The sequence below is a fragment of the Arthrobacter sp. KNU40 genome, assembly GCF_051515115.1.
Taxonomy (GTDB): Bacteria; Actinomycetota; Actinomycetes; order Actinomycetales; family Micrococcaceae; genus Arthrobacter.
In genome coordinates this window covers 2,697,204-2,716,541 of sequence record NZ_CP195850.1, presented here as the reverse complement: position 1 = coordinate 2,716,541, position 19,338 = coordinate 2,697,204, and the positions used below count along the sequence as shown (strand labels likewise).

The window sequence follows — 19,338 nt, the reverse complement described above, 5'->3', positions numbered from 1 at the left end:
TTCAGGAGCCGGGTCTTGATCAGTTTTCTCCGCGGAACCGTGGCACACGTCAGTCTCTCCACGGCCGTCATCGATCTCAACGGTGCCGGTATGAGCGTCTACGCCACGCCCCAAACCCTCAGCCACCTGCATGTCGGCGAGGAAGCGAAGCTGTTCACTTCATTGATCGTCCGGGAGGACTCCCTGACGCTCTTTGGATTCTCGAACGATGACGAGCGCGAAGTATTCGATGTCCTTCTCAGCGTGAGCGGGGTGGGGCCGCGCCTGGCCCTCGCGGTCCTGGCCGTCCATGAGCCCGAAGCGATCCGGGTGGCCGCCCATTCCGGTGACACAAAGTCATTCACCAAGGTCCCCGGCATCGGGCCGAAGGTGGCCGGCAGGATCGTCCTGGAGCTTGCGGGCAAACTCGTTCCTCACGGCACCGCTCCGGGGGCTGCACCCGCGGTCGCGGCCGAGTCGGTCTGGAAGCCGCAGGTGGTGGCCGCAATGACCAGCCTCGGCTGGTCGGAGAAGGACGCCGCCGGCAGTATCGACAAGGCAATGGCCGATTCCCCGGAACTTGCCGACGCCGGCAACGTGGCCCAGATCCTGCGGGCAACACTTCGCTGGCTGGGGCAGGACGGCGCACGCGCTGGAAACCGGGTAGGCAGCCGTGGCTGAGCAGTCCCTCGTTACCGGGGGAGAGGAACCCGAAGAGCGCATCATCGAGGCCGCACTGCGCCCGAAGAACCTCCACGACTTCGTAGGCCAGCACCGCGTCCGCAAGCAACTCTCGCTCGTGCTGGAGGCCTCAAGGATGCGTGGCCGCAGCGCGGACCACGTCCTGCTTTCGGGCCCCCCGGGACTGGGGAAGACCACGCTCTCCATGATCATCGCCGCCGAGATGAACGCTCCCTTGCGCATCAGCAGCGGGCCGGCAATCCAGCACGCCGGAGACCTCGCGGCCATCCTCTCCTCGCTTTCGGAGGGCGAAGTGCTCTTCCTCGACGAAATCCACCGGATGTCCCGGCCCGCCGAGGAAATGCTGTACATGGCGATGGAAGACTTCCGGGTGGACATCGTGGTGGGCAAGGGCGCGGGCGCCACGGCCATTCCGCTTGAGCTGCCGCCATTCACCCTCGTTGGCGCCACCACGCGGGCCGGGCTTTTGCCTGGTCCGCTGCGTGACCGCTTTGGTTTCACCGGGCACTTGGAGTTCTATTCCGTAGCGGAGCTTGAATTGGTTCTGCGTCGCTCGGCCGGATTGCTTGACCTGAAGGTCAACTCGGCCGGGTTCAGCGAGATCGCGGGCCGTTCCCGTGGAACTCCTCGTATCGCCAACCGGCTGCTGCGCCGTGTCCGGGACTGGGCTTTGGTCCACGGCATCGAGCAGATCGATGCCCGTGCCGCCTCCGCTGCGCTGGACATGTATGAGGTAGATGAGCGTGGCTTGGATCGCCTGGACCGTGCCGTATTGGAGGCGCTGATCCTCAAGTTCAACGGTGGCCCCGTGGGGCTGTCCACCCTCGCGATCGCCGTCGGGGAGGAACCCGAGACCGTCGAGACTGTCGCTGAGCCGTACCTGGTGCGCGAAGGCCTTCTGGGACGGACGCCGCGCGGCAGGATTGCCATGGCGTCCGCCTGGACCCACCTTGGTTATGCGGTTCCGCCAGGAGTGTTCGGGCAGGACCCGCTGGCGTTGTTCGAAGACAGCGAAAACGGGGCGGAAAGCATCGACACCGGCCGATAGCACGATCCATTCAGCTTAACCCTCTAGACTGGTATGACACTCGGCACGTTCGAGTCCTTGGTTCTGTGCCCGCCCGTCGGAGCATTGTGCGGCCAGGTGGGCGAAAGCTCCACGGCTGCCGGATCCACCGGGCAGACATGGCCGTGAAACCAAAAACGTAAGTAAAGAACGGAACTTCCCTGTGGATCCAATGACAATCCTGCTGTTCGCCATGCTCGGCGTCTTCATCTTCATGATGTTCCGCCGCAACAAGAAGACGCAGCAACAGCAGGCCAAGCTGCAGTCCCAGTTTGCCCCCGGCGTTGACGTCATGACCAGTTTCGGACTGTTCGGCCGAATCGTTTCGATGGATGACGCTGAGAACAAGGTTGTCCTTGAACTGTCTCCGGGCAACCTCGCCACCGTGCACCGCCAGGCCGTTACCAAGATCGTTGAGCCCGTCGAGGAGGCCGCAGTGGACGTGCCGGACGACGCGTCGTCGCTGACGGCCGCGGACGCCGATGCATCGGCATCCGCGGAGACCCCGGACGAAACCCTCAAGCGCCTCAACGACGAGGGCAAGAAGGACAACTAGCCCGTACCCGCTCAACAGGCGGGAATAGTTCTACGGCAATGAATCGCCGCCGGCCTGCGCTCCCGTGCAGGTCGGCGGCTGTTCCGTCATCAACAGGAAGATCGAACATGGCACGAACCGGCCACAAAAATGCAGCCCGCAGGGTGCTGATCTGGCTTGTCGCAATATTCGCTGTACTGACAGCAGTCCTCGGTGGCGGCGTCATCACAGGTCACGCCAGCTGGGCCCCAAAGCTCGCGCTTGACCTTGAGGGCGGCACGCAAATGATTCTCGCACCCAAGGTCGAAGGATCAACCGGCATCAACGAAGAACAGTTGAACCAGGCCGTCGCGATTATCCGCCAACGCGTTGACAGCTCCGGTGTCGCCGAAGCGGAAATCACCACGCAGTCCGGCCGTAACGTCGTGGTGAGCCTTCCTGGGACGCCAAGTTCGGAAACCCGCGCCCTGATCCAGGCATCTGCCGACATGAACTTCCGCCCGGTGATCACGGCCGGAGACCCTGCGGCCGTTCCGGTGGCATCGCGCACGCCTGATGCGAGCCTGCCCAAGCCCACGGCTGCGCCGGCCAACGCCAGCGACAACAACTGGGTGACAGCGGACGTCTACAAGGCCTTCGAAGCCCTGGATTGCGTCAATCCGGCCCAGGACAAGCAGCCGCGGTCGGATCCGGCCAAGCCGCTGGTGACCTGCGAGCCGGCAACGGCCAAGACTCCTGCCGTTAAGTACATCCTTGGCCCGGTCGAGGTGAAGGGCCAGGACATCGTTTCGTCCTCCTTCGATCCCGTCCAGGGCGCACAGGGCTCGGTTACCAATGCGTGGGGTGTGACGATCACGTTCGATGCCAACGCCACCAAGACCTTCAAGGACGTTACCCAGAGGCTCAACCAGTTCTACGTGGCATCCCAGGCACAGGGCGGCAACGACCCCAAGGCCCAGTTCGCCATCGTCCTGGATGACCAGGTCATTTCCGCGCCGCGTTCCCTCGCCGTCATCACCGATGGCAAGCCGCAGATCACCGGTAACTTCACGCAAGCCTCCGCGCGGGCCTTGTCGGACCAGCTCCGCTACGGCGCTTTGCCCATCAGCTTCGATATCCAGTCCGAGGAACAGATTTCCGCCACCCTCGGTGGCGAGCAGCTTCGTCTGGGCCTGATGGCCGGTGTGATCGGGCTCCTGCTCGTGGTGGTCTATTCCCTCTTCCAGTACCGGGCCCTGGGCTTCGTCACCATCCTCTCCCTCGTGGTGGCCGGCGGACTCACGTACCTCGCCATCGCGATCCTTGGCTGGACTGAAAACTACCGGCTGTCCCTGGCCGGCGTGGCCGGTCTCATCGTGGCCATTGGTCAAACAGCCGACTCCTTTATCGTGTACTTCGAACGCATCCGCGACGAACTTCGTGAGGGCAAGGGCCTCGTGTCCGCCGTCGCAAATGGTTGGAAGCGCGCCAAGCGAACGGTGCTTGCGTCCAAGGCCGTCAACCTGCTCGCTGCCTTGGTGTTGTACTTCGTCGCTGTTGGAAACGTCCGCGGCTTCGCCTTCACCCTTGGCCTCACCGCGTTGGCCGACCTCCTGGTCGTGTTCATGTTCACGCACCCCACGCTCCAGGTGCTGTCCCGGACCAAGTTCTTCGGGGAAGGTCACCGCTTCTCGGGCCTCGACCCTGAGCGCCTGGGCGCCGTGCCGCTGTACCGCGGTGCCGGCAGGCTCCGCACGCCAACTGAGAAGCCCGCCGTCGTGCGCGCCCGTAACACCGGTGCAGCCGCTGAAGCCGAGCGCCGCATGACCATCGCCGAACGCCGGCTTGCCGAGAAGCAAGCTCAGCTCACTGGTTCTTCCAACGGCACCCAGGAGGAGAAGTAATGACCACGAGCTTCGCAAAGTTCGGTAACGAGCTCTACACGGGCAAGCGCTCTTACAACTTCGTATCCAGCAAGAAGATCTGGTTCATCATCGCCGCAGTGGCGGTGGCGATCTCCATCCTCCTGCCGGTCGTCAAAGGCGGCTACAACCTTGGAATCGACTTCAGGGGCGGTTCCGAGTTCACGGTGTCCAACGTGAAGACCACCGATTCCGCGGTAGGCGAAAAGGCAGTCCACGACGTCGTTTCCGGTGCCGTTCCGCGGGTTGCCAACGTCGCCGGCAGCACCATGCGTATCCAGACCGACAAACTCAGCGATGACCAGACCATCAAGATCAAAACGGATCTTGCAAAGGCCTACGGCGTCACCGAAAACCAGGTCACCTCTACCTTCATCGGCCCCACCTGGGGGCAGGATGTCACCAAGCAGGCGCTGATCGGCCTCGCGGTGTTCGTAGGCCTGGCAGCTCTTTTGATGGCTTTGTACTTCCGTACCTGGAAGATGTCGGTCTCTGCCCTTGCGGGCATGCTGGTCACGATGTTCTGCACGGCCGGTATCTACTCCTTGAGCGACTTCGAGGTGACCCCGTCGGCCATCATCGGCTTCCTGACGGTTCTCAGCTACTCGCTTTACGACACCGTGGTGGTTTTCGACAAAATCCGTGAAAACACCTCGGACATCACCACCTCCAGCCGGCGCACTTTCGCCGAAGAGGTCAACCTTGCCGTCAACCAGACCCTGGTGCGCTCCATCAACACCATGATGGTGGCAGTCTTGCCCGTCGCCGCGATTCTCTTCATCGGTGCTGGATTGTTGGGCGCCGGCACGCTGCGCGACCTGTCCCTCGCGTTGTTCGTCGGCATCCTGATCGGTACCGCGGCCACGATCTTCATCGCGGCTCCGCTCTACGCCTGGCTGCGCCAGAGCGAACCCGAGTTGCAGAAGCAGGCCAAGAAGGTAGCTACTCGACGCGCGGCAGCTGCCAGCACGAACTCGGAAGCCGCCGCTGTTTAGCCTGGTTTCCTCCTGAAGGGCCGGCCACCGCTGAAAGGCGGTGGCCGGCCCTTTCCGTTCCCGGCTCCGTCATCTGGGTACCGGTTCTTGGACAGGTCACCGGCGGGAATAGACTGGGAGAATTAAGTCAGTCGTGAGAGGTGCTTTTGTGGAGGAACGTACGACGTCGGCGCTGCCGGCGGGCGGAGAGGACGGCCTGAGCCGCGTGCCCGGCACCGCAACTGCAGCTACGGGAAGCACCGTGGATGGTGTGCCCGTGGACAGCCCGGGCGTGCGCCCGACGTTCCCCGGACGGCGCGAGCGGACGCGCTCCAGGCTGGCGAAACTGACTGGACGAGGCACGAGCACCTATTCGCCCATCCTCGAGCCGCTCCTTCGGACCGTCAGGGCAAACAACCCCAAGGAAGACCTCGATCTCATCCAGCGGGCCTTCACCGTGGCCGAGCGAAGCCATCAGGGGCAGAAGCGGAAGAGCGGCGATCCGTACATCACCCACCCCGTGGCAGTGGCCACGATCCTGGCTGAATTGGGGCTCACCGGCACAACCCTGGCAGCTGCGCTCCTGCACGACACCGTGGAGGACACTCCCTACACGCTCGCTGACCTGACGCGCGATTTCGGCCCGGAGGTCGCGATGCTCGTGGACGGCGTCACCAAGCTGGACAAGGTCCAATTCGGTGAGGCCGCACAGTCCGAGACTGTCCGCAAGATGGTTGTGGCCATGGCCAAGGACATCCGGGTGCTCATGATCAAGCTTGCGGACCGGCTGCACAATGCCCGTACGTGGCGGTTTGTTTCCGCCGAATCATCCGCACGCAAAGCACGCGAAACGCTTGAGATCTTTGCGCCGCTGGCCCACCGCCTCGGCATGAACACCATCAAATGGGAACTCGAGGATCTCTCCTTCGCCGCCTTGTACCCGAAGGTGTATGAAGAGATCGTCCGGATGGTGGGAGACCGCACTCCGGAGCGGGAGAAGAGCCTGAGCGTCATCCGCAACCAGATTGCCGAAGACCTGCGCGTCGCCCGCATCAAGGCCACCATCACGGGACGCCCCAAGCATTACTACTCGATCTACCAGAAGATGATCGTCCGGGACAAGGACTTCGACGACATCAACGACCTCATGGGCGTGCGCGTCCTCGTGGACTCCGTCCGAGACTGTTACGCGGCCCTTGGCACCTTGCATTCGCGCTGGAACCCCCTGCCGGGGCGGTTCAAGGACTACATCGCCATGCCGAAGTTCAACATGTACCAGTCCTTGCACACCACCGTCATCGGGCCCGGGGGCAAGCCGGTCGAGATCCAGATCCGTACCCACGAAATGCACCGCAGGGCCGAGTATGGCGTGGCTGCGCACTGGAAGTACAAGGACCAGCCCAACCGGACCGCCGTAGGCCCGGGGAGTCCCAAGGACGGCGACATGGGATGGTTGCGTTCCTTGGTTGACTGGCAGCAGGAAACGTCGGATCCGGGCGAATTCCTGGACTCGCTGCGTTTTGAGATCAATGCCCGGGAAGTGTTCGTCTTCACCCCCAAGGGCGAGGTCATGGCCCTTCCCGCAGGATCGACGCCGGTGGACTTCGCTTACGCGGTGCACACCGAAGTAGGTCACCGGACCATCGGTGCGCGCGTCAACGGCAAGCTGGTTCCGCTCAACAGCGAGCTCAACCACGGCGACTGGGTGGAGATCTTCACCTCCAAGGCCGAGGGCGCTGGACCGAGCCAGGACTGGCAGCACTTCGTCAAGAGCGCCCGGGCACGCAACAAGATCCGGCAATGGTTCAGCAAGGAACGCCGCGAAGAGGCCATCGAGCGCGGCAAGGACCAGCTGACACGGGCCATGCGTAAGCAGAACCTGCCCCTGCAACGGCTCATGACGCATGACGCCCTGTCCACGGTGGCGGAGGAGTTCCACTACGTCGACATTTCCGGCCTGTATGCCGGTGTGGGCGATGGCCATACTTCGGCTCAGTCCGTCATGGAAAAGCTCATGGAGCACCTTGGCGGCCATGAAACGCCCGATGAGGACCTGGACGAAGTCAGTATTCCCTCGCAACTCCAGAAGACCCGGTACTCGGACTCCGGCGTCATTGTCCGGGGTGTAGGGGACGTCTGGGTGAAGCTGGCCCGCTGCTGCACGCCTGTACCGCCCGATCCGATCCTCGGATTCGTGACGCGGGGCTCGGGCGTGTCGGTACACCGCACGGACTGTACGAATGTCTCGGATCTCCGTGACCAGCCCGATCGCATCGTCGAGGTTGAATGGGCTCCAACCCAGTCCAGCGTCTTCCTGGTTGAGATCCAGGTGGAAGCACTGGACCGGAAGTCGTTGCTCTCAGATGTCACCCGCGTGCTGTCGGAAAACCACGTCAACATCCTGGCTGCTTCCGTGCACACGTCCAGCGACCGGGTAGCCATCTCCCGCTTCGCTTTCGAAATGGGCGATCCGAAGTACCTGCACCACGTGCTCAGTGCCGTGCGCAGGATCGACGGCGTCTTCGATGTCTACAGGACCACGGGCAACCGCAGGAGGAGCTGAGCCGAAGCAACTCAGGCCGCCGCCTCCGGTGGGAATGCACTGGTCGTTCGCGCGTCGGCGGTCGGACCCAGGGCGGCGAGCTTGCGCAAGGCAGCCTTCTTGTGGGGCACCCTCGCGGACGCCTCCACCGCGAGGGTCAAGAGCCGCAACCGCACACCCAACTCGTCCTGGGAGAGCATCATTCGCAGCGCGGGCACGGCCCTGCTGGCTTCGACGTGCAGGGCCACATCCACGGCCGTCCGCAGGGGACTGGTCACGAGCAGCCCGCCGATACTGACCACGTCCAGTTGGCCCAAGCGGACTTCGTGCAGAATGCAGCCGCGGGCCGAGCGCAGGCTCGAAATGCGGTGTTTGGCGTCCACCAGGAGCGAAAGCCTCTCAGGGGCATCCGCGCAACCGTAGATCCATGCCGCCGTCATGCGGCCCGCAATGACCTTCCTGCGAATACGATCCGGAACCACCAGGGCCGCCGCGCGGGCGCGGAGTCTCGGCGTGACATCCAGCCCGGGAGGAGTGAAGCTCTTCTCGTACAGCGGGGTGAGCACCCCGTCCGCGGCCATCGATTGAAGCTCAGCCCACGTGAACATCGGGCTAGGCGCGTACAGCTCCTGGGAAAGGAAGTCCTGTTGTTGCGGGGGCGGGAGTCCTGGGGCCATTCAGCAATCATCGCGTGGCCGCCGCAACGGGAACAGGCCCCGGCCTGGTTATGTGGATAACCGGGACGGGGCCTGTCAGCTCAGTTAGGACAGTCAGCCCTTACTGCTAGGCGAGATCGCTGGCCGAGCGCTGGATCTGGTCAAGCCAAGCCTCACGGGCCTCGAGGGCCTCACGTGCATTCTTGATGCGGCGCTGGTCTCCGGCCTTTTCTGCCTTTTCCAGGTCTTCCCTCAGGCCGGCGATGGCAGCCTCAAGCTGCGACAGGGCGCTGTTGGTACGGGCCTTGGTCTCCGGATTGCTCCGGCGCCACTTATCCTCTTCGGCTTCGCGGACGGCATCCTCAACCTTGCGCAGGCCGGCTTCGATCCTGCCCATGTCGGCGCGGGGGACCTTTCCGGCTTCTTCCCAGCGGTCGCGGATGGACTGCAGGGCCTTCTTGGCAGCATTGAGGTCCGTGATCGGCAGGAGGGCCTGGGCCTCGACAACGAGTTCTTCCTTGACGGAAAGGTTCGCTGTGTACTGCTGGTCGATCTCGTCGTTGGCAGCCTGGCGGTTGCTGAAGAAGACATCCTGCGCGGCACGGAACCGGAGCCAGAGGGCGTCGTCGTCCTTGCGGCTGGCGCGGGGCGTAGCCTTCCACTGGTCCATGAGCCGGCGGTATTCGCCCGCCGCGAAACCCCAGTCCGTGGAACTGGAGAGTGCTTCGGCCTCGACGATCAGCTGTTCCTTGGCGACCTTGGCGGCCGAGTTGGTGCTGTCCAATTGGGAGAAGTAGGCGCGGCGATGGCGGTCAAAAACGGTACGAGCCGAGCGGAATCGCTTCCACAATGCGTCCTCGTTGCTTCGTCCAAGCCGGATGCCGTTCTTCTGGGCTGTTTTCCAGCTCTCGAAGAGTTCGTTCATGCGGGCGCTGGACGTCTTCCACTGGACCTGGGACGGATCCTGGGACGCGATGGATTCTGCTTCGGCAACGATCGCCTCGCGTGCCGCGAGTTCCGCGGAGCGTGCGGCGTCGTGCGCAGCCTTCTCGGACTTTTCCAGTTCGGAAATCTGTCCGGCGAGGGCATCCAGGCGGGCTTCCGCAGTACGGATGTCTCCCACCATGTTGCGCTCGGCCAGCTGCTCGCGCAGGTGCTCGACCGTCTTCTGCATGTCCGTGGCCGGGGCCTTGGACTCGACGCGGTGTTCCATCAAAACGATCTGCGCAACCACGTCGTCGTACTTCCGGGCGAAGTACGCCAGCGCCTCGTCGGTGCTCACTCCCGGGTACTGTCCCACCGGCTGCTCTTCGCCGTCGATGGTCAGGAAGACATGGCCGTCACCCTCGGCGCGCCCCCACTTGGCGGCTTCCGCCAGGGACACCGCCGTAGGCTGGGCTGCCGGCGCCGCCGGAATCACGCTGGTTGAAGCTTTCGGGCGGGCAGCAAACGCCGCGGGAGAAGGCGCATGCGAGAGGGCCGGTCGTGGCGCCGGAGAAGCAGGCCTGGCGGCGGGCTCTGCCGGGGCGGCGGGTTCGGCAGCGTCGGCTACCGGGGCAGCGGGCTCTTCCTGGGCAGCTACGGGCTCCGCGGCGTCGGCTACCGGGGCGGCGGGCTCTGCCGGGGCAGCTGGATCGCCGCCGGTTTGCTCAGCTACCGGAGCCTGGGTTTCTTCGTCGTTGGCCACTACTGCAGTTTCGTCGGATTTCTGACTGTCTGTCACCGCTAAAAGTCTTTCGCTTGGAGGGATTACTAAGGTAATGCGCCGTGGACCGTGGCCCGGGCTGGTTACTTCAGAGAAAACGAGTCTATCGTGACAGGTGCCACAGGGGCGCCGTCGGTGGCGCTGCTACCCGGATTAATACCTGCCTGGGCGATCTTCGTCACGATATCCATGCCGCTCGTCACCTTGCCGACGATCGTGTACCCGCCGGCGGAATCCGGGGGAATGACCGTGTCCTTGTACACGATGAAGAATTGGTGCCCGTTGCCGTAGGCGTTGTTGCCGGTCCGGGCGACCGCGATGGTTCCAGCCGGGTAGGTGTTGTTTGAGGGGGTGTTCTCCAGTGGTCCCCAGTGGAAGTTGGGGTCGTCGGTGGTGTCAGTTCCCTTGGCGCCGCACTGCAGCACCGAGAAGTTGTCCGCGGTGGTCAGTCGAGGGCACTTGAGCCCGCTGTAATAACTCGCGTCAGTAAGGGATTTGAACACGGCTGCGGCCTGCGGAGCCGTTGTGCCGTTCAGTTCGACGCCGACGGCCCCTCCATTGAGGCTGAGCTGGCCAGTGAACGTCTTACCCGCGGCTGTGTCGGCTTTGGGAATGCCGTCACTATTCGAGCCTGTTGCTGCGGCGGAAGCGGATGGGTTCGCAGAAGCGGACGGCGAACTCAGCCCGGCCTGCGCCGCTGCGAACTCCGATTCGCTCGGGTTCGAGTTGAACACCGTGAGTTGGAGCACGACGGCGGTAATCAGGGCGGCGGCGCCCACGCCGACGGCGATCACATTGTCCCGGCGCCGGCGCTTGCCCTGTGCACGCCGAAGCTCGCGCTTGGCTTCCATCTGCCTGATGCGCCGTTTGGCTTCACGGTTGTCCCGCGGCCTTGTAGACAAGGGTCCTCCTGGTTGTCTGGACGAGCTTCCATCGCAGGCAGGCCGAACCCGGGTGCCCGCATTAGATGTGCAGGCGCCGAAAGCATAAACTGGCTGCCGCACATAGTTTATGCATGACTGGCTGGACGCCCGCCTAACCTGAGCCGAATCGGCCCGTGGTTCGTGGCGCCAGGTCCGGACCGCGCAATCATTGAGGAGAAATTTCCACCATGGCCCGTACCGCCTCCCTGTCCGGATTCCCCGAGTGGCTTCCCCAGGAGCGGTTGGTGGAACTGCATGTCCTGGACACGTTGCGCAAGACGTTCGAACTCCATGGCTTCTCTTCGATCGAAACCCGCGCTGTTGAGACAGTTGGCCAGCTCCTGCGCAAGGGCGAGATCGACAAAGAGGTATACGGCCTGAGCCGCCTGCAGGAAGACGAGGACGCCGCCGGCGAGGGCGGAAAGTCGGACAAGGCGGATCCCAACGCGCTGGCCCTCCACTTCGACCTCACGGTGCCGTTTGCGCGCTACGTCGTCGAGAACGCCGGTTACCTCGCCTTCCCGTTCCGCCGCTACCAGATCCAGAAAGTGTGGCGGGGGGAGCGTCCCCAGGAAGGCCGCGCGCGCGAGTTCACGCAGGCGGACATCGACGTCGTGGGCGACGGCGAGCTGCCTTTCCGCTACGACGTCGAGATTGCCCTCGTCATTGCGGAAGCGCTGAGTGCCCTTCCTATCCCGGATTTCCGCCTACGGATCAACAACCGCAAGTTGGCCGAGGGCTTCTACCGCGGTATCGGCCTGACGGACACTGCAGGGGTGCTTCGCAGCATCGACAAGCTCGAGAAGATCGGTGAGGCGAAAGTCGCCGAGCTGCTCAAGAACGAGCTGGGCGCCACGGACGAGCAGGCGGCACTTGCCTTGAAGCTCGCAAGCATCCGCACGGAGGACACGTCCTTTGTGGCACAGGTCCGCGCCCTCGGTGTCGCCGACGAGCTCCTCGAAGAAGGCCTCAGCGAGCTCGAACAAGTCATTGAGGCTGCCGTGCAGCGCGCCCCCGGCAAGGTTGTTGCCGACCTCAGCATCGCCCGGGGCCTCGACTACTACACCGGCACCGTCGTCGAAACCGTCCTGGTAGGGCACGAGCAACTCGGTTCCATTTGCTCCGGCGGCCGCTACGACGCCCTCGCCAGCAAGGGCAACCGCAAGTTCCCCGGCGTCGGACTGTCGATCGGCGTGACCCGCCTCGTGTCCCGCATCCTGAGCCAGGAATTCGCGACGGCGTCGCGATCGGTACCCACGGCAGTGCTTGTGGCCCTCAACAACGACGACAGCTGGTCTGCTGCCCAGGACGTCGCGGCCCAGCTGCGCGGGCGGGGGATCGCAACCGAGGTTGCGGCGAAGGCCGAGAAATTCGGCAAGCAGATCAAGTTCGCCGACCGACGCGGCATTCCTTTCGTCTGGTTCACGGACGACGACGGCAAGCACCAGGTAAAGGACATCCGCACCGGAGAGCAAGTCGACGCGGATCCGGCCAGCTGGGAGCCTTCGCCCGAGGATCTCCACGTCCGCATCACCACGCGCTAGGCACTAACCGGCGCCTCAAAGGCTTCAACCCCGCAGGCGTCAGCCGGGGGAGGGAAGCGCTCCGTGGCGGCCACGATTCATTCATACGGGTAAACTCGAACGGGATCGTTTAGCTATGATCCGCTGAAAATCATGTTGAAAGGAATGCTGTGCTGCGCACACATGACCTCGGATCCTTGCGTTCCGAGCACATTGGACAGACCGTCACCCTGGCAGGCTGGGTAGGCCGCCGCCGAGATCACGGTGGCGTGGCCTTCGTCGATCTGCGTGACGCGTCCGGTGTCGCCCAGGTGGTTGTCCGCGAGGAAGAGGTCTTCCACGGCCTGCGCAACGAATACGTGCTGCAGATCGTGGGCACCGTGAGCAAGCGTCCCGAGGGCAACGAGAACCCGCACCTCGCCACGGGCGAGATCGAGGTCATCGCCGAGAAAGTGGTGATCCTCAACACCTCGGACCCCCTGCCGTTCCAGATCGACGAGCACGTCGAGGTCGGTGAGGAAGCACGCCTCAAGCACCGCTACCTTGACTTGCGCCGCCCCGGCCCCGCCCGGAACCTGCGCCTGCGTTCCGAAGCGAACCGCGTGGCCCGCGAACTGCTTCACCAGCAGGGTTACGTGGAGATCGAAACTCCCACGCTGACGCGTTCGACGCCGGAAGGCGCCCGTGACTTCGTTGTTCCGGCGCGCCTGGCCCCGGGTTCCTGGTACGCGCTTCCGCAGTCGCCGCAACTTTTCAAGCAGCTACTCCAGGTCGGCGGTTTCGAAAAGTACTACCAGATCGCCCGGTGCTACCGCGACGAAGACTTCCGTGCGGACCGCCAGCCGGAATTCACCCAGCTCGACATCGAAGCCAGCTTCGTTGACCAGGACGACGTCATCGAGCTCGGCGAAAGCATCGTCAAGGCACTGTGGCAGCTGATCGACGTCGAAATCCCGACGCCGATCCGCCGCATGACCTACCACGAGGCAATGGCCAAGTACGGCTCCGACAAACCGGACCTGCGCTTCGGCCTTGAGCTCACCGAGCTGACGGAGTTCTTCAAGGACACGAACTTCGGCGTCTTCAAGGCGCCCTACGTCGGCGCCGTCGTCATGCCCGGCGGAGCCTCGCAGGCCCGCCGCGCGCTGGATGCCTGGCAGGAGTGGGCCAAGCAGCGTGGCGCCAAGGGTCTTGCGTACGTGCTGTTCAAGGAGGACGGCGAGCTCACGGGCCCCGTTGCCAAGAACCTCACGGACACCGAGCGGGCCGGCCTGGCCGACGCCGTGGGCGCAAAGCCCGGCGACTGCATCTTCTTCGCCGCTGGCGAGAAATCCCCGTCCCGCGCCCTGCTGGGCGCTGCCCGCGTCGAGATCGGCCACCGCACCGGCCTGATCGATCCCAAAGACTGGGCTTTCGTCTGGATCGTCGACGCGCCGATGTTCGAACCCGCAGCCGCAGCCGTCGCTTCGGGTGACGTCGCGGTGGGTGGCGGACAGTGGACGGCCCTGCACCACGCCTTCACCTCTCCGAAGCCCGAGTTCCTTGACTCCTTTGACAAGGACCCGGAAGCGGCACTGTCTTACGCCTACGACATCGTGTGCAACGGCAACGAAATCGGCGGCGGATCCATCCGTATCCACGAGGCGGATGTCCAGGAGCGCGTTTTCGAGCTCATGGGCCTGGACAAGAAAGACGCGCAGACCAAGTTCGGCTTCCTGCTCGAGGGGTTCAAGTACGGCGCACCTCCCCACGGCGGCATGGCCTTCGGTTGGGACCGCGTCGTGGCACTGCTGGCCGGCGTGGACTCGATCCGCGACGTCATCGCTTTCCCGAAGTCCGGCGGCGGCTACGACCCCCTGACCGCTGCTCCTGCGCCCATTACTGCGCAGCAGCGCAAGGAAGCCGGAGTTGACTTCAAGCCTGAGGCCAAGGCGCAGGCAGCGCCGGCAGCCAAGCCGGAGTAGCTGGAAACCGCAGAAATAACCCGGAGGCCCTCGCACATTGCTGGGGCCTCCGGCGTAGCATGACTGCGATTGATTTGAGGAGGACGCGTGGCGCTGGAAATGAGCCTTGCTCTAATCGAGGAGCTCATGGACCGGGCATGGCTCGCTCCGGACCGTGAGGACGCCGGGGGCTGGGTCATGCGGGCCGCCGGAGGTGTCACACAGCGGGCAAACTCGGTCTGGCCCAGGGAACAGGCCGATGACCACGAGTCGGCAGTACGGGCCGCCACGCAGTGGTATCGCTCCCGGCGCCTGCCGCTGATCTTCCAGGTTTTCGACGACGAACGGAGCGCGGGCCTCAACGCGGTGCTCGATGCGCAGCGATTCACCCGGCAGTCGGAGACCCTCATCATGGTCCGCCCGGGCGGCATCCTTCCAGCTACCCGGTTCGGTGACCTTTCGACCGGCGTCGAGATCTCCGAGGAGCCGTCCGAAGAGTGGCTGCGGCTGTGGTGGTCCGTTGATGGCCGCGGCGGCGACGCCGAGCTGGAGATTGCGCGGAAGATCCTGGCGTCGTGTCCCTCGGTCTACGCCCTCATCAGGGACGACGACGGCGCCCCAGCCGCCGTCGGGCGCCTCGCCCTGGTGGACGGCAAGGGAGGCGTCTACTGCATGGCAACCGAGGCCGGACACCGTCGCCGTGGCTTCGGCCAGCGGGTGCTTGACGCCCTTCTTATGGCTGGCAGTCACCAAGCCGTGTCGGAGTTCTGGCTACTTGTGATGGCCTCGAATACCGGCGCCCGGGCCCTCTATGAGGGCGCCGGCTTCGCGGAGCACGGCAGGTACCTCTACCGGCAGGCGCGGCTGCAGCGGGCGTTATCTGGCTGCTAGTTCTGGTCGTCAGGTGCCTTCGAATGCGGCGTATTCGGGGAAGGGGTCGTCCAGGGGCACGGTCCAGCCCGGATCGCCTGACTCGGCCGGGTCGTCCATGGCGTTGACGTCCATGTCGTCGGGGTCGGGCCAGGGGTGTGCGGCAGTGAAGGAGTGCCAGTCGGGGAAGGGATCCGTGGGCAGGTCTTGGTCCGGATTCCCGGGCAGGTCCGGTCCGGGTTCCGGGCCGATCGGGAGGTGGGGTGGCCAGTGGGGTGGTTCCCAGTCCTGGTGTTCGGCGGGGTAGTGCCGTTTGGATGGTGAGGTCCAGCCCGGTGGATGGTTCTTGCTGGCCGGGGTGGGGGTCCATGCGGTGCGGTGTTTGAGGCGGTGGTGTTTGGGGCAGGGTTGGGCGAGGTTGGTGATGCCGGTGGTGCCTCCGTGGGCCCAGGCCAGGAGGTGGTCTGCGTCGTTGTCCAGGGAGTGGTTGTTGCAGCCGGGGAAGGGGCATTTGCCGTCGCGGAGCCGCAGCCATTGGCGCTGGGCCTTGGTGAGGCGGTAGCTGGTGCGTCCGATTTCCAGCGGGGCCCCGTCGCGGGGGTCGGTCAGGACGCGGTGGAAGGACTCTGCGCCGTCGGCGATCAGGCGGCGTGCCATGGAGGGCGGGATCGGCCCGTACCCGTCGAGCATGGCCGGTTCCTCGGTGGCGCCGATCAGGGACAGGACCGGGACGGTGACCAGGACCTGCGCCCGCGGGGACGGTACCCGCCCCGGTTCCATTCCGCCGTCCGGCGTGCCGCCGTCGGGCGTGTCACCGTTGTGGTTGGTGAGGAGCCAGGTGGCGGTGATGTCGGCGCGGAGCTGGGCGAGGGTCCGGGTTTCGTGGGGGCCTTGGAGGGCGCGGGCGGCGGCGGTGGTCCGTTCCCAGATCCCGGCTGCGGTGTCGGCGGGGAGGTGGGCGGAGAGCCAGGCCATGCCGTCGCGGTCCGGGAGGTATTCGACGCGCCGGTCCTGGGCGCTTTGGGTGTGGCGGTTTTCGATGCTGACGGGGTGGTGGCGTTCGCGCCAGGTGCGGGCTTTGGTCCGGAACCGGGACGGGACGAGGTCCCCGGCCGGGCAGCCGCGGGCGGGGTTGGGTGCGTCGGGGTCCAGGAAGTGGGCTTCCAGGCCGGCCGCTGCGGCCGGTCCCAGGCCGTCGGTTTCGTCGATGATGATCCGGGCGTGCTGCCAGGAGATCGTCCCGGACTGCAGCGCGGCCAGGGTCAGGGGCAGGCCCGTGGTCAGGGACCGGGATGCGGAGAGGAAGGCGGCGGCGGTGCGTTCGCTGACGGTCAGGACGCAGGCGAGTTCGGCGAGCAGGGCGAGCTCGTGGGCGGTGGATTCCTGCGGTGAGGGCGCCGGCGGCGCGAGGGCCCTGGCGGCCTGGACGTAGTCCGCGGCGAGCCTCGCTTTCAGGGCGGCGGTCCGGGCTTCCAGCCGGGCGATTTCGGCGAGGCCGTGCAGGCAACCTTCGGCCAGGCTCCTTAGCGGATCGGCGCTTTCGGGTGAATCCGCGTCCCGGGTGACGGCGGCAAGCACGGCAACGGAGCCGGCGACGGCCTCCACGGCCGCCCTGCTCCCAGCACTCCAGGCCGTCCTTCGATCCATACCCACAGCATCGCAGGAGGCACCGACAATTTAACGTTGGCGCCGCTTAACATTGGCGCTACACGCCGCTACAGCGGATCCGTGACCTCGATCCGCACGGCACAGGCTTCCGCCGCAGCCCTGCGAAGCACGGTTGCGTTGGGGTCGGTAACTGCCAGGAACGCGAGCCTTGTCCGCGACGCGTATTCCTTCAACGCCTTTTCCGCCAGGACCGCCGCGGACAGCGCGGCGTCTCCGCCCAGGACGAGATATTCAATGCTGTGTCCGGCGAACACAGCTGCGGCATAACCGGCCACGGCTTCCGTCAGCGCGTTGGCCTGGTTCTCGCGACGCCGGGCGAAGCGCTGCTGCGAGGATCCACCTGCCGCCGAGCGAGACTGAACGTAACGGGAACCCGATTTGGACGCCGCCACCTTGCCGCCGCTCACGACCCCCACCGCGTAGCCGCCCCGGCGCACCAGGATGATTCCGAGCCGCCGTTCCTGCGAAGCGAGCGACGCCAAACGCTCAACCGTGGAAGCGCCCCTGCCCGGCCTTCCATCGACGGGCCACGGGGCTCTCAATAGTGCCCGGGCGCCGTCAGCCGCTGTTAGAAGCGCGCCATCAGCCGCCTTCAGGAGGGTACCGCGGTCGTCGGGTTCCTCCTGAACCGCGCCATGGCTCGCGGCGAAGCGGTCCACCCACCCGGTCAACCTCGGACCGGGGATGAAAGCGGTGCGCCCCGCCCCGGACGGCTGCTTTTGGTTGGGGCCGGATGGCCGGGTCTCCACGTCGATGTCTCCTTAACTGGAATCATGAGTAGCCTATCCATGTGGATGATCTCTTTGGTGCCGACTCGGACAACGACGACGACGCCGTCAGCCAGGCGGCGGATTCGGACCGTTCCGGAACGGGACGTGCGGGCACAGGACGTCCCGCGTCGCCGCGGAGCCCTTTGGCGGTCCGCATGAGGCCCCGGACGCTCGACGACGTCGTGGGCCAGCAGCATTTGCTGGGCCAGGGGTCTCCTTTGCGGCAGCTTGCCGCAGGAGCCGACGCCGTCGGTCCTGCCGGTCCCAGCTCGGTCATCTTGTGGGGACCCCCCGGCACGGGAAAGACGACGCTGGCGCATGTCATCGCCCGCGGACCGGGCCGGAAGTTCGTTGAATTGTCGGCCATTACTGCGGGCGTCAAGGATGTCCGCCTCGTCATGGAAAACGCCTTGACCGCCCGGGATCTCTACCGGACTACTACAGTGCTGTTCCTTGACGAGATCCACCGCTTCAACAAGGCCCAACAGGACGCCCTGCTTCCCGGCGTCGAGAACCGATGGGTGGTCCTGGTCGCCGCGACCACCGAAAACCCTTCGTTCTCCGTAGTCTCGCCGCTGCTCTCCCGATCCCTGTTGCTCACCCTGAAGCCGCTCACCGACAGCGACATCGAAGCGCTCCTGCAACGGGCCGTTGCCGATGCGCGCGGCCTGGCAGGGGGAGTGGAGCTCACTCCCGAAGCCCTCGATCATTTGGTCCGCTTGTCCGGGGGAGATGCCCGCCGCGCGCTCACCGCGCTCGAGGCCGCTGCCGGCGTCGCCTACGGAGACCGGAACAACGACGGCGGCGACCCTTCCGAAGAGCCGGGGCTCGCGGGTGACGGCGCCCCGGACGCCCCGGTCGTCGTCGAACTCCGGCATACGGAGCGGGCCCTGGATGTGGCGGCGGTCCGATACGACCGCGCGGGCGACCAGCACTATGACGTCGCCAGTGCGTTCATCAAGTCGATCCGCGGTTCCGACGTCGACGCGGCCCTCCACTACCTGGCCCGCATGCTCGAAGCCGGAGAAGACCCGCGCTTCGTGGCCCGCCGGATCGTCATTTCGGCTGCCGAGGACATCGGCATGGCGGATCCGACCGCGCTGCAGACCGCCGTCGCCGCGGCCCAGGCAGTGCAGTTGATCGGTATGCCCGAGGGCCGCATCATCCTCGCCGAAGCTGTGGTGCATTTGGCGACGGCGCCCAAGTCCAACGCCGCCTATATGGGCATCAACAAGGCAATCGCCGATGTGCGTGCGGGGATGGGGAACGGGATTCCTGCGCACTTGCGGGATGCGCACTACCAAGGAGCGAAGGGCCTTGGCCACGGCCAAGGCTACAAGTACGCCCACGATGCCCCGCACGGCGTGGCCACCCAGCAGTACGCTCCGGATGACCTGGTCGGCAGGGACTACTACCAGCCGACGGCAAACGGTGCCGAACGGGATATTGCTCCCAGGCTCGAGCGGCTGCGCAGGATCATCCGGGGCGAGTAGGCGTCATGGTAGGCTAGATGCTTGTCTGGCAAGGCTCGGGCGCACAATCCATCAAAATCCAGGTTTTGATGCTGTGCCCTGCGCCCCG

The 19,338-nt window shown here is 65.2% G+C and carries 15 protein-coding genes; 10 read left to right on the top strand and 5 right to left on the bottom strand.

What is annotated here, in order from left to right; all coding sequences use genetic code 11:
* Positions 1-15 precede the first annotated feature (15 nt).
* The 6 genes from ruvA to ACSKT0_RS12480 all read left to right on the top strand — a co-directional run bounded on the left by ruvA (position 16) and on the right by ACSKT0_RS12480 (position 7,720).
* Entirely contained in the window at positions 16-660 is a 645-nt protein-coding gene (gene ruvA, locus ACSKT0_RS12505) for a Holliday junction branch migration protein RuvA (protein WP_437770101.1), read from the top strand.
* Entirely contained in the window at positions 653-1,729 is a 1,077-nt protein-coding gene (gene ruvB / locus ACSKT0_RS12500) for a Holliday junction branch migration DNA helicase RuvB (RefSeq protein WP_345450658.1), read from the top strand. Before ruvA ends, ruvB begins: the two co-directional genes overlap by 8 nt.
* A gap of 190 nt (positions 1,730-1,919) precedes the next feature.
* On the top strand, positions 1,920-2,303 hold the full coding sequence (gene yajC, locus ACSKT0_RS12495) for a preprotein translocase subunit YajC (RefSeq protein WP_345451195.1): 384 nt from the start codon (positions 1,920-1,922) through the stop codon (positions 2,301-2,303).
* A gap of 107 nt (positions 2,304-2,410) precedes the next feature.
* Positions 2,411-4,165, top strand: coding sequence for a protein translocase subunit SecD (gene secD / locus ACSKT0_RS12490; protein WP_437770100.1), 1,755 nt, complete (start codon positions 2,411-2,413; stop codon positions 4,163-4,165).
* A complete protein-coding gene (gene secF / locus ACSKT0_RS12485; protein WP_437770099.1) occupies positions 4,165-5,178 on the top strand; it encodes a protein translocase subunit SecF in 1,014 nt (337 codons plus the stop codon). Before secD ends, secF begins: the two co-directional genes overlap by 1 nt.
* Before the next feature lie 148 nt (positions 5,179-5,326).
* A complete protein-coding gene (locus tag ACSKT0_RS12480; RefSeq protein WP_308193900.1) occupies positions 5,327-7,720 on the top strand; it encodes a RelA/SpoT family protein in 2,394 nt (797 codons plus the stop codon).
* An 11-nt stretch (positions 7,721-7,731) separates the two neighbouring features.
* On the opposite strand, the gene ACSKT0_RS12475 is transcribed toward ACSKT0_RS12480, so the two are convergent.
* The 3 genes from ACSKT0_RS12475 to ACSKT0_RS12465 all read right to left on the bottom strand — a co-directional run bounded on the left by ACSKT0_RS12475 (position 7,732) and on the right by ACSKT0_RS12465 (position 10,911).
* Entirely contained in the window at positions 7,732-8,376 is a 645-nt protein-coding gene (locus ACSKT0_RS12475; protein WP_437770098.1) for a hypothetical protein, read from the bottom strand.
* A gap of 106 nt (positions 8,377-8,482) precedes the next feature.
* Positions 8,483-10,078 (bottom strand): DUF349 domain-containing protein, encoded by a 1,596-nt coding sequence (locus ACSKT0_RS12470; protein WP_437770097.1) that lies wholly within the window; start codon positions 10,076-10,078, stop codon positions 8,483-8,485.
* A gap of 65 nt (positions 10,079-10,143) precedes the next feature.
* Positions 10,144-10,911 (bottom strand): peptidylprolyl isomerase, encoded by a 768-nt coding sequence (locus ACSKT0_RS12465; protein ID WP_437774022.1) that lies wholly within the window; start codon positions 10,909-10,911, stop codon positions 10,144-10,146.
* Positions 10,912-11,171: 260 nt separating this feature from the next.
* Between ACSKT0_RS12465 and hisS the strand changes: the two genes are divergently transcribed.
* The 3 genes from hisS to ACSKT0_RS12450 all read left to right on the top strand — a co-directional run bounded on the left by hisS (position 11,172) and on the right by ACSKT0_RS12450 (position 15,340).
* The gene (gene hisS, locus ACSKT0_RS12460; RefSeq protein ID WP_437770096.1) at positions 11,172-12,527 is read left to right on the top strand and encodes a histidine--tRNA ligase; all 1,356 of its coding nucleotides are present in this window, start codon (positions 11,172-11,174) and stop codon (positions 12,525-12,527) included.
* Positions 12,528-12,676: 149 nt separating this feature from the next.
* Positions 12,677-14,470 carry an aspartate--tRNA ligase gene (gene aspS, locus ACSKT0_RS12455; RefSeq protein ID WP_437770095.1) on the top strand — a complete coding sequence of 598 codons (1,794 nt, stop codon included), beginning with the start codon at positions 12,677-12,679 and terminating at the stop codon, positions 14,468-14,470.
* Positions 14,471-14,569: 99 nt separating this feature from the next.
* Positions 14,570-15,340 carry a GNAT family N-acetyltransferase gene (locus ACSKT0_RS12450; protein WP_437770094.1) on the top strand — a complete coding sequence of 257 codons (771 nt, stop codon included), beginning with the start codon at positions 14,570-14,572 and terminating at the stop codon, positions 15,338-15,340.
* A gap of 9 nt (positions 15,341-15,349) precedes the next feature.
* Here ACSKT0_RS12450 and ACSKT0_RS12445 read toward each other — a convergent pair whose 3' ends face one another.
* Positions 15,350-16,966, bottom strand: a complete 1,617-nt coding sequence (locus tag ACSKT0_RS12445; RefSeq protein WP_437770093.1) for a DUF222 domain-containing protein — start codon at positions 16,964-16,966, stop codon at positions 15,350-15,352.
* A 68-nt stretch (positions 16,967-17,034) separates the two neighbouring features.
* Positions 17,035-17,736, bottom strand: a complete 702-nt coding sequence (locus ACSKT0_RS12440; RefSeq protein WP_437770092.1) for an acVLRF1 family peptidyl-tRNA hydrolase — start codon at positions 17,734-17,736, stop codon at positions 17,035-17,037.
* A 41-nt stretch (positions 17,737-17,777) separates the two neighbouring features.
* On the opposite strand from ACSKT0_RS12440, the gene ACSKT0_RS12435 reads away from it, so the two are divergent.
* Positions 17,778-19,250: a replication-associated recombination protein A gene (locus tag ACSKT0_RS12435; RefSeq protein WP_437770091.1), complete on the top strand. Its 1,473-nt coding sequence runs from the start codon at positions 17,778-17,780 to the stop codon at positions 19,248-19,250.
* Positions 19,251-19,338 lie beyond the last annotated feature (88 nt).

Coding starts and splice junctions, on each gene's coding strand:
- hisS (WP_437770096.1), top strand. CDS start 11,172: ATGGCCCGTACCGCCTCCCTGTCCGGATTCCCCGAGTGGCTTCCCCAG.
- ACSKT0_RS12445 (WP_437770093.1), bottom strand. CDS start 16,966: ATGGATCGAAGGACGGCCTGGAGTGCTGGGAGCAGGGCGGCCGTGGAG.
- ACSKT0_RS12465 (WP_437774022.1), bottom strand. CDS start 10,911: ATGGAAGCCAAGCGCGAGCTTCGGCGTGCACAGGGCAAGCGCCGGCGC.
- secD (WP_437770100.1), top strand. CDS start 2,411: ATGGCACGAACCGGCCACAAAAATGCAGCCCGCAGGGTGCTGATCTGG.
- ACSKT0_RS12475 (WP_437770098.1), bottom strand. CDS start 8,376: ATGGCCCCAGGACTCCCGCCCCCGCAACAACAGGACTTCCTTTCCCAG.
- yajC (WP_345451195.1), top strand. CDS start 1,920: ATGACAATCCTGCTGTTCGCCATGCTCGGCGTCTTCATCTTCATGATG.
- secF (WP_437770099.1), top strand. CDS start 4,165: ATGACCACGAGCTTCGCAAAGTTCGGTAACGAGCTCTACACGGGCAAG.
- ACSKT0_RS12450 (WP_437770094.1), top strand. CDS start 14,570: ATGAGCCTTGCTCTAATCGAGGAGCTCATGGACCGGGCATGGCTCGCT.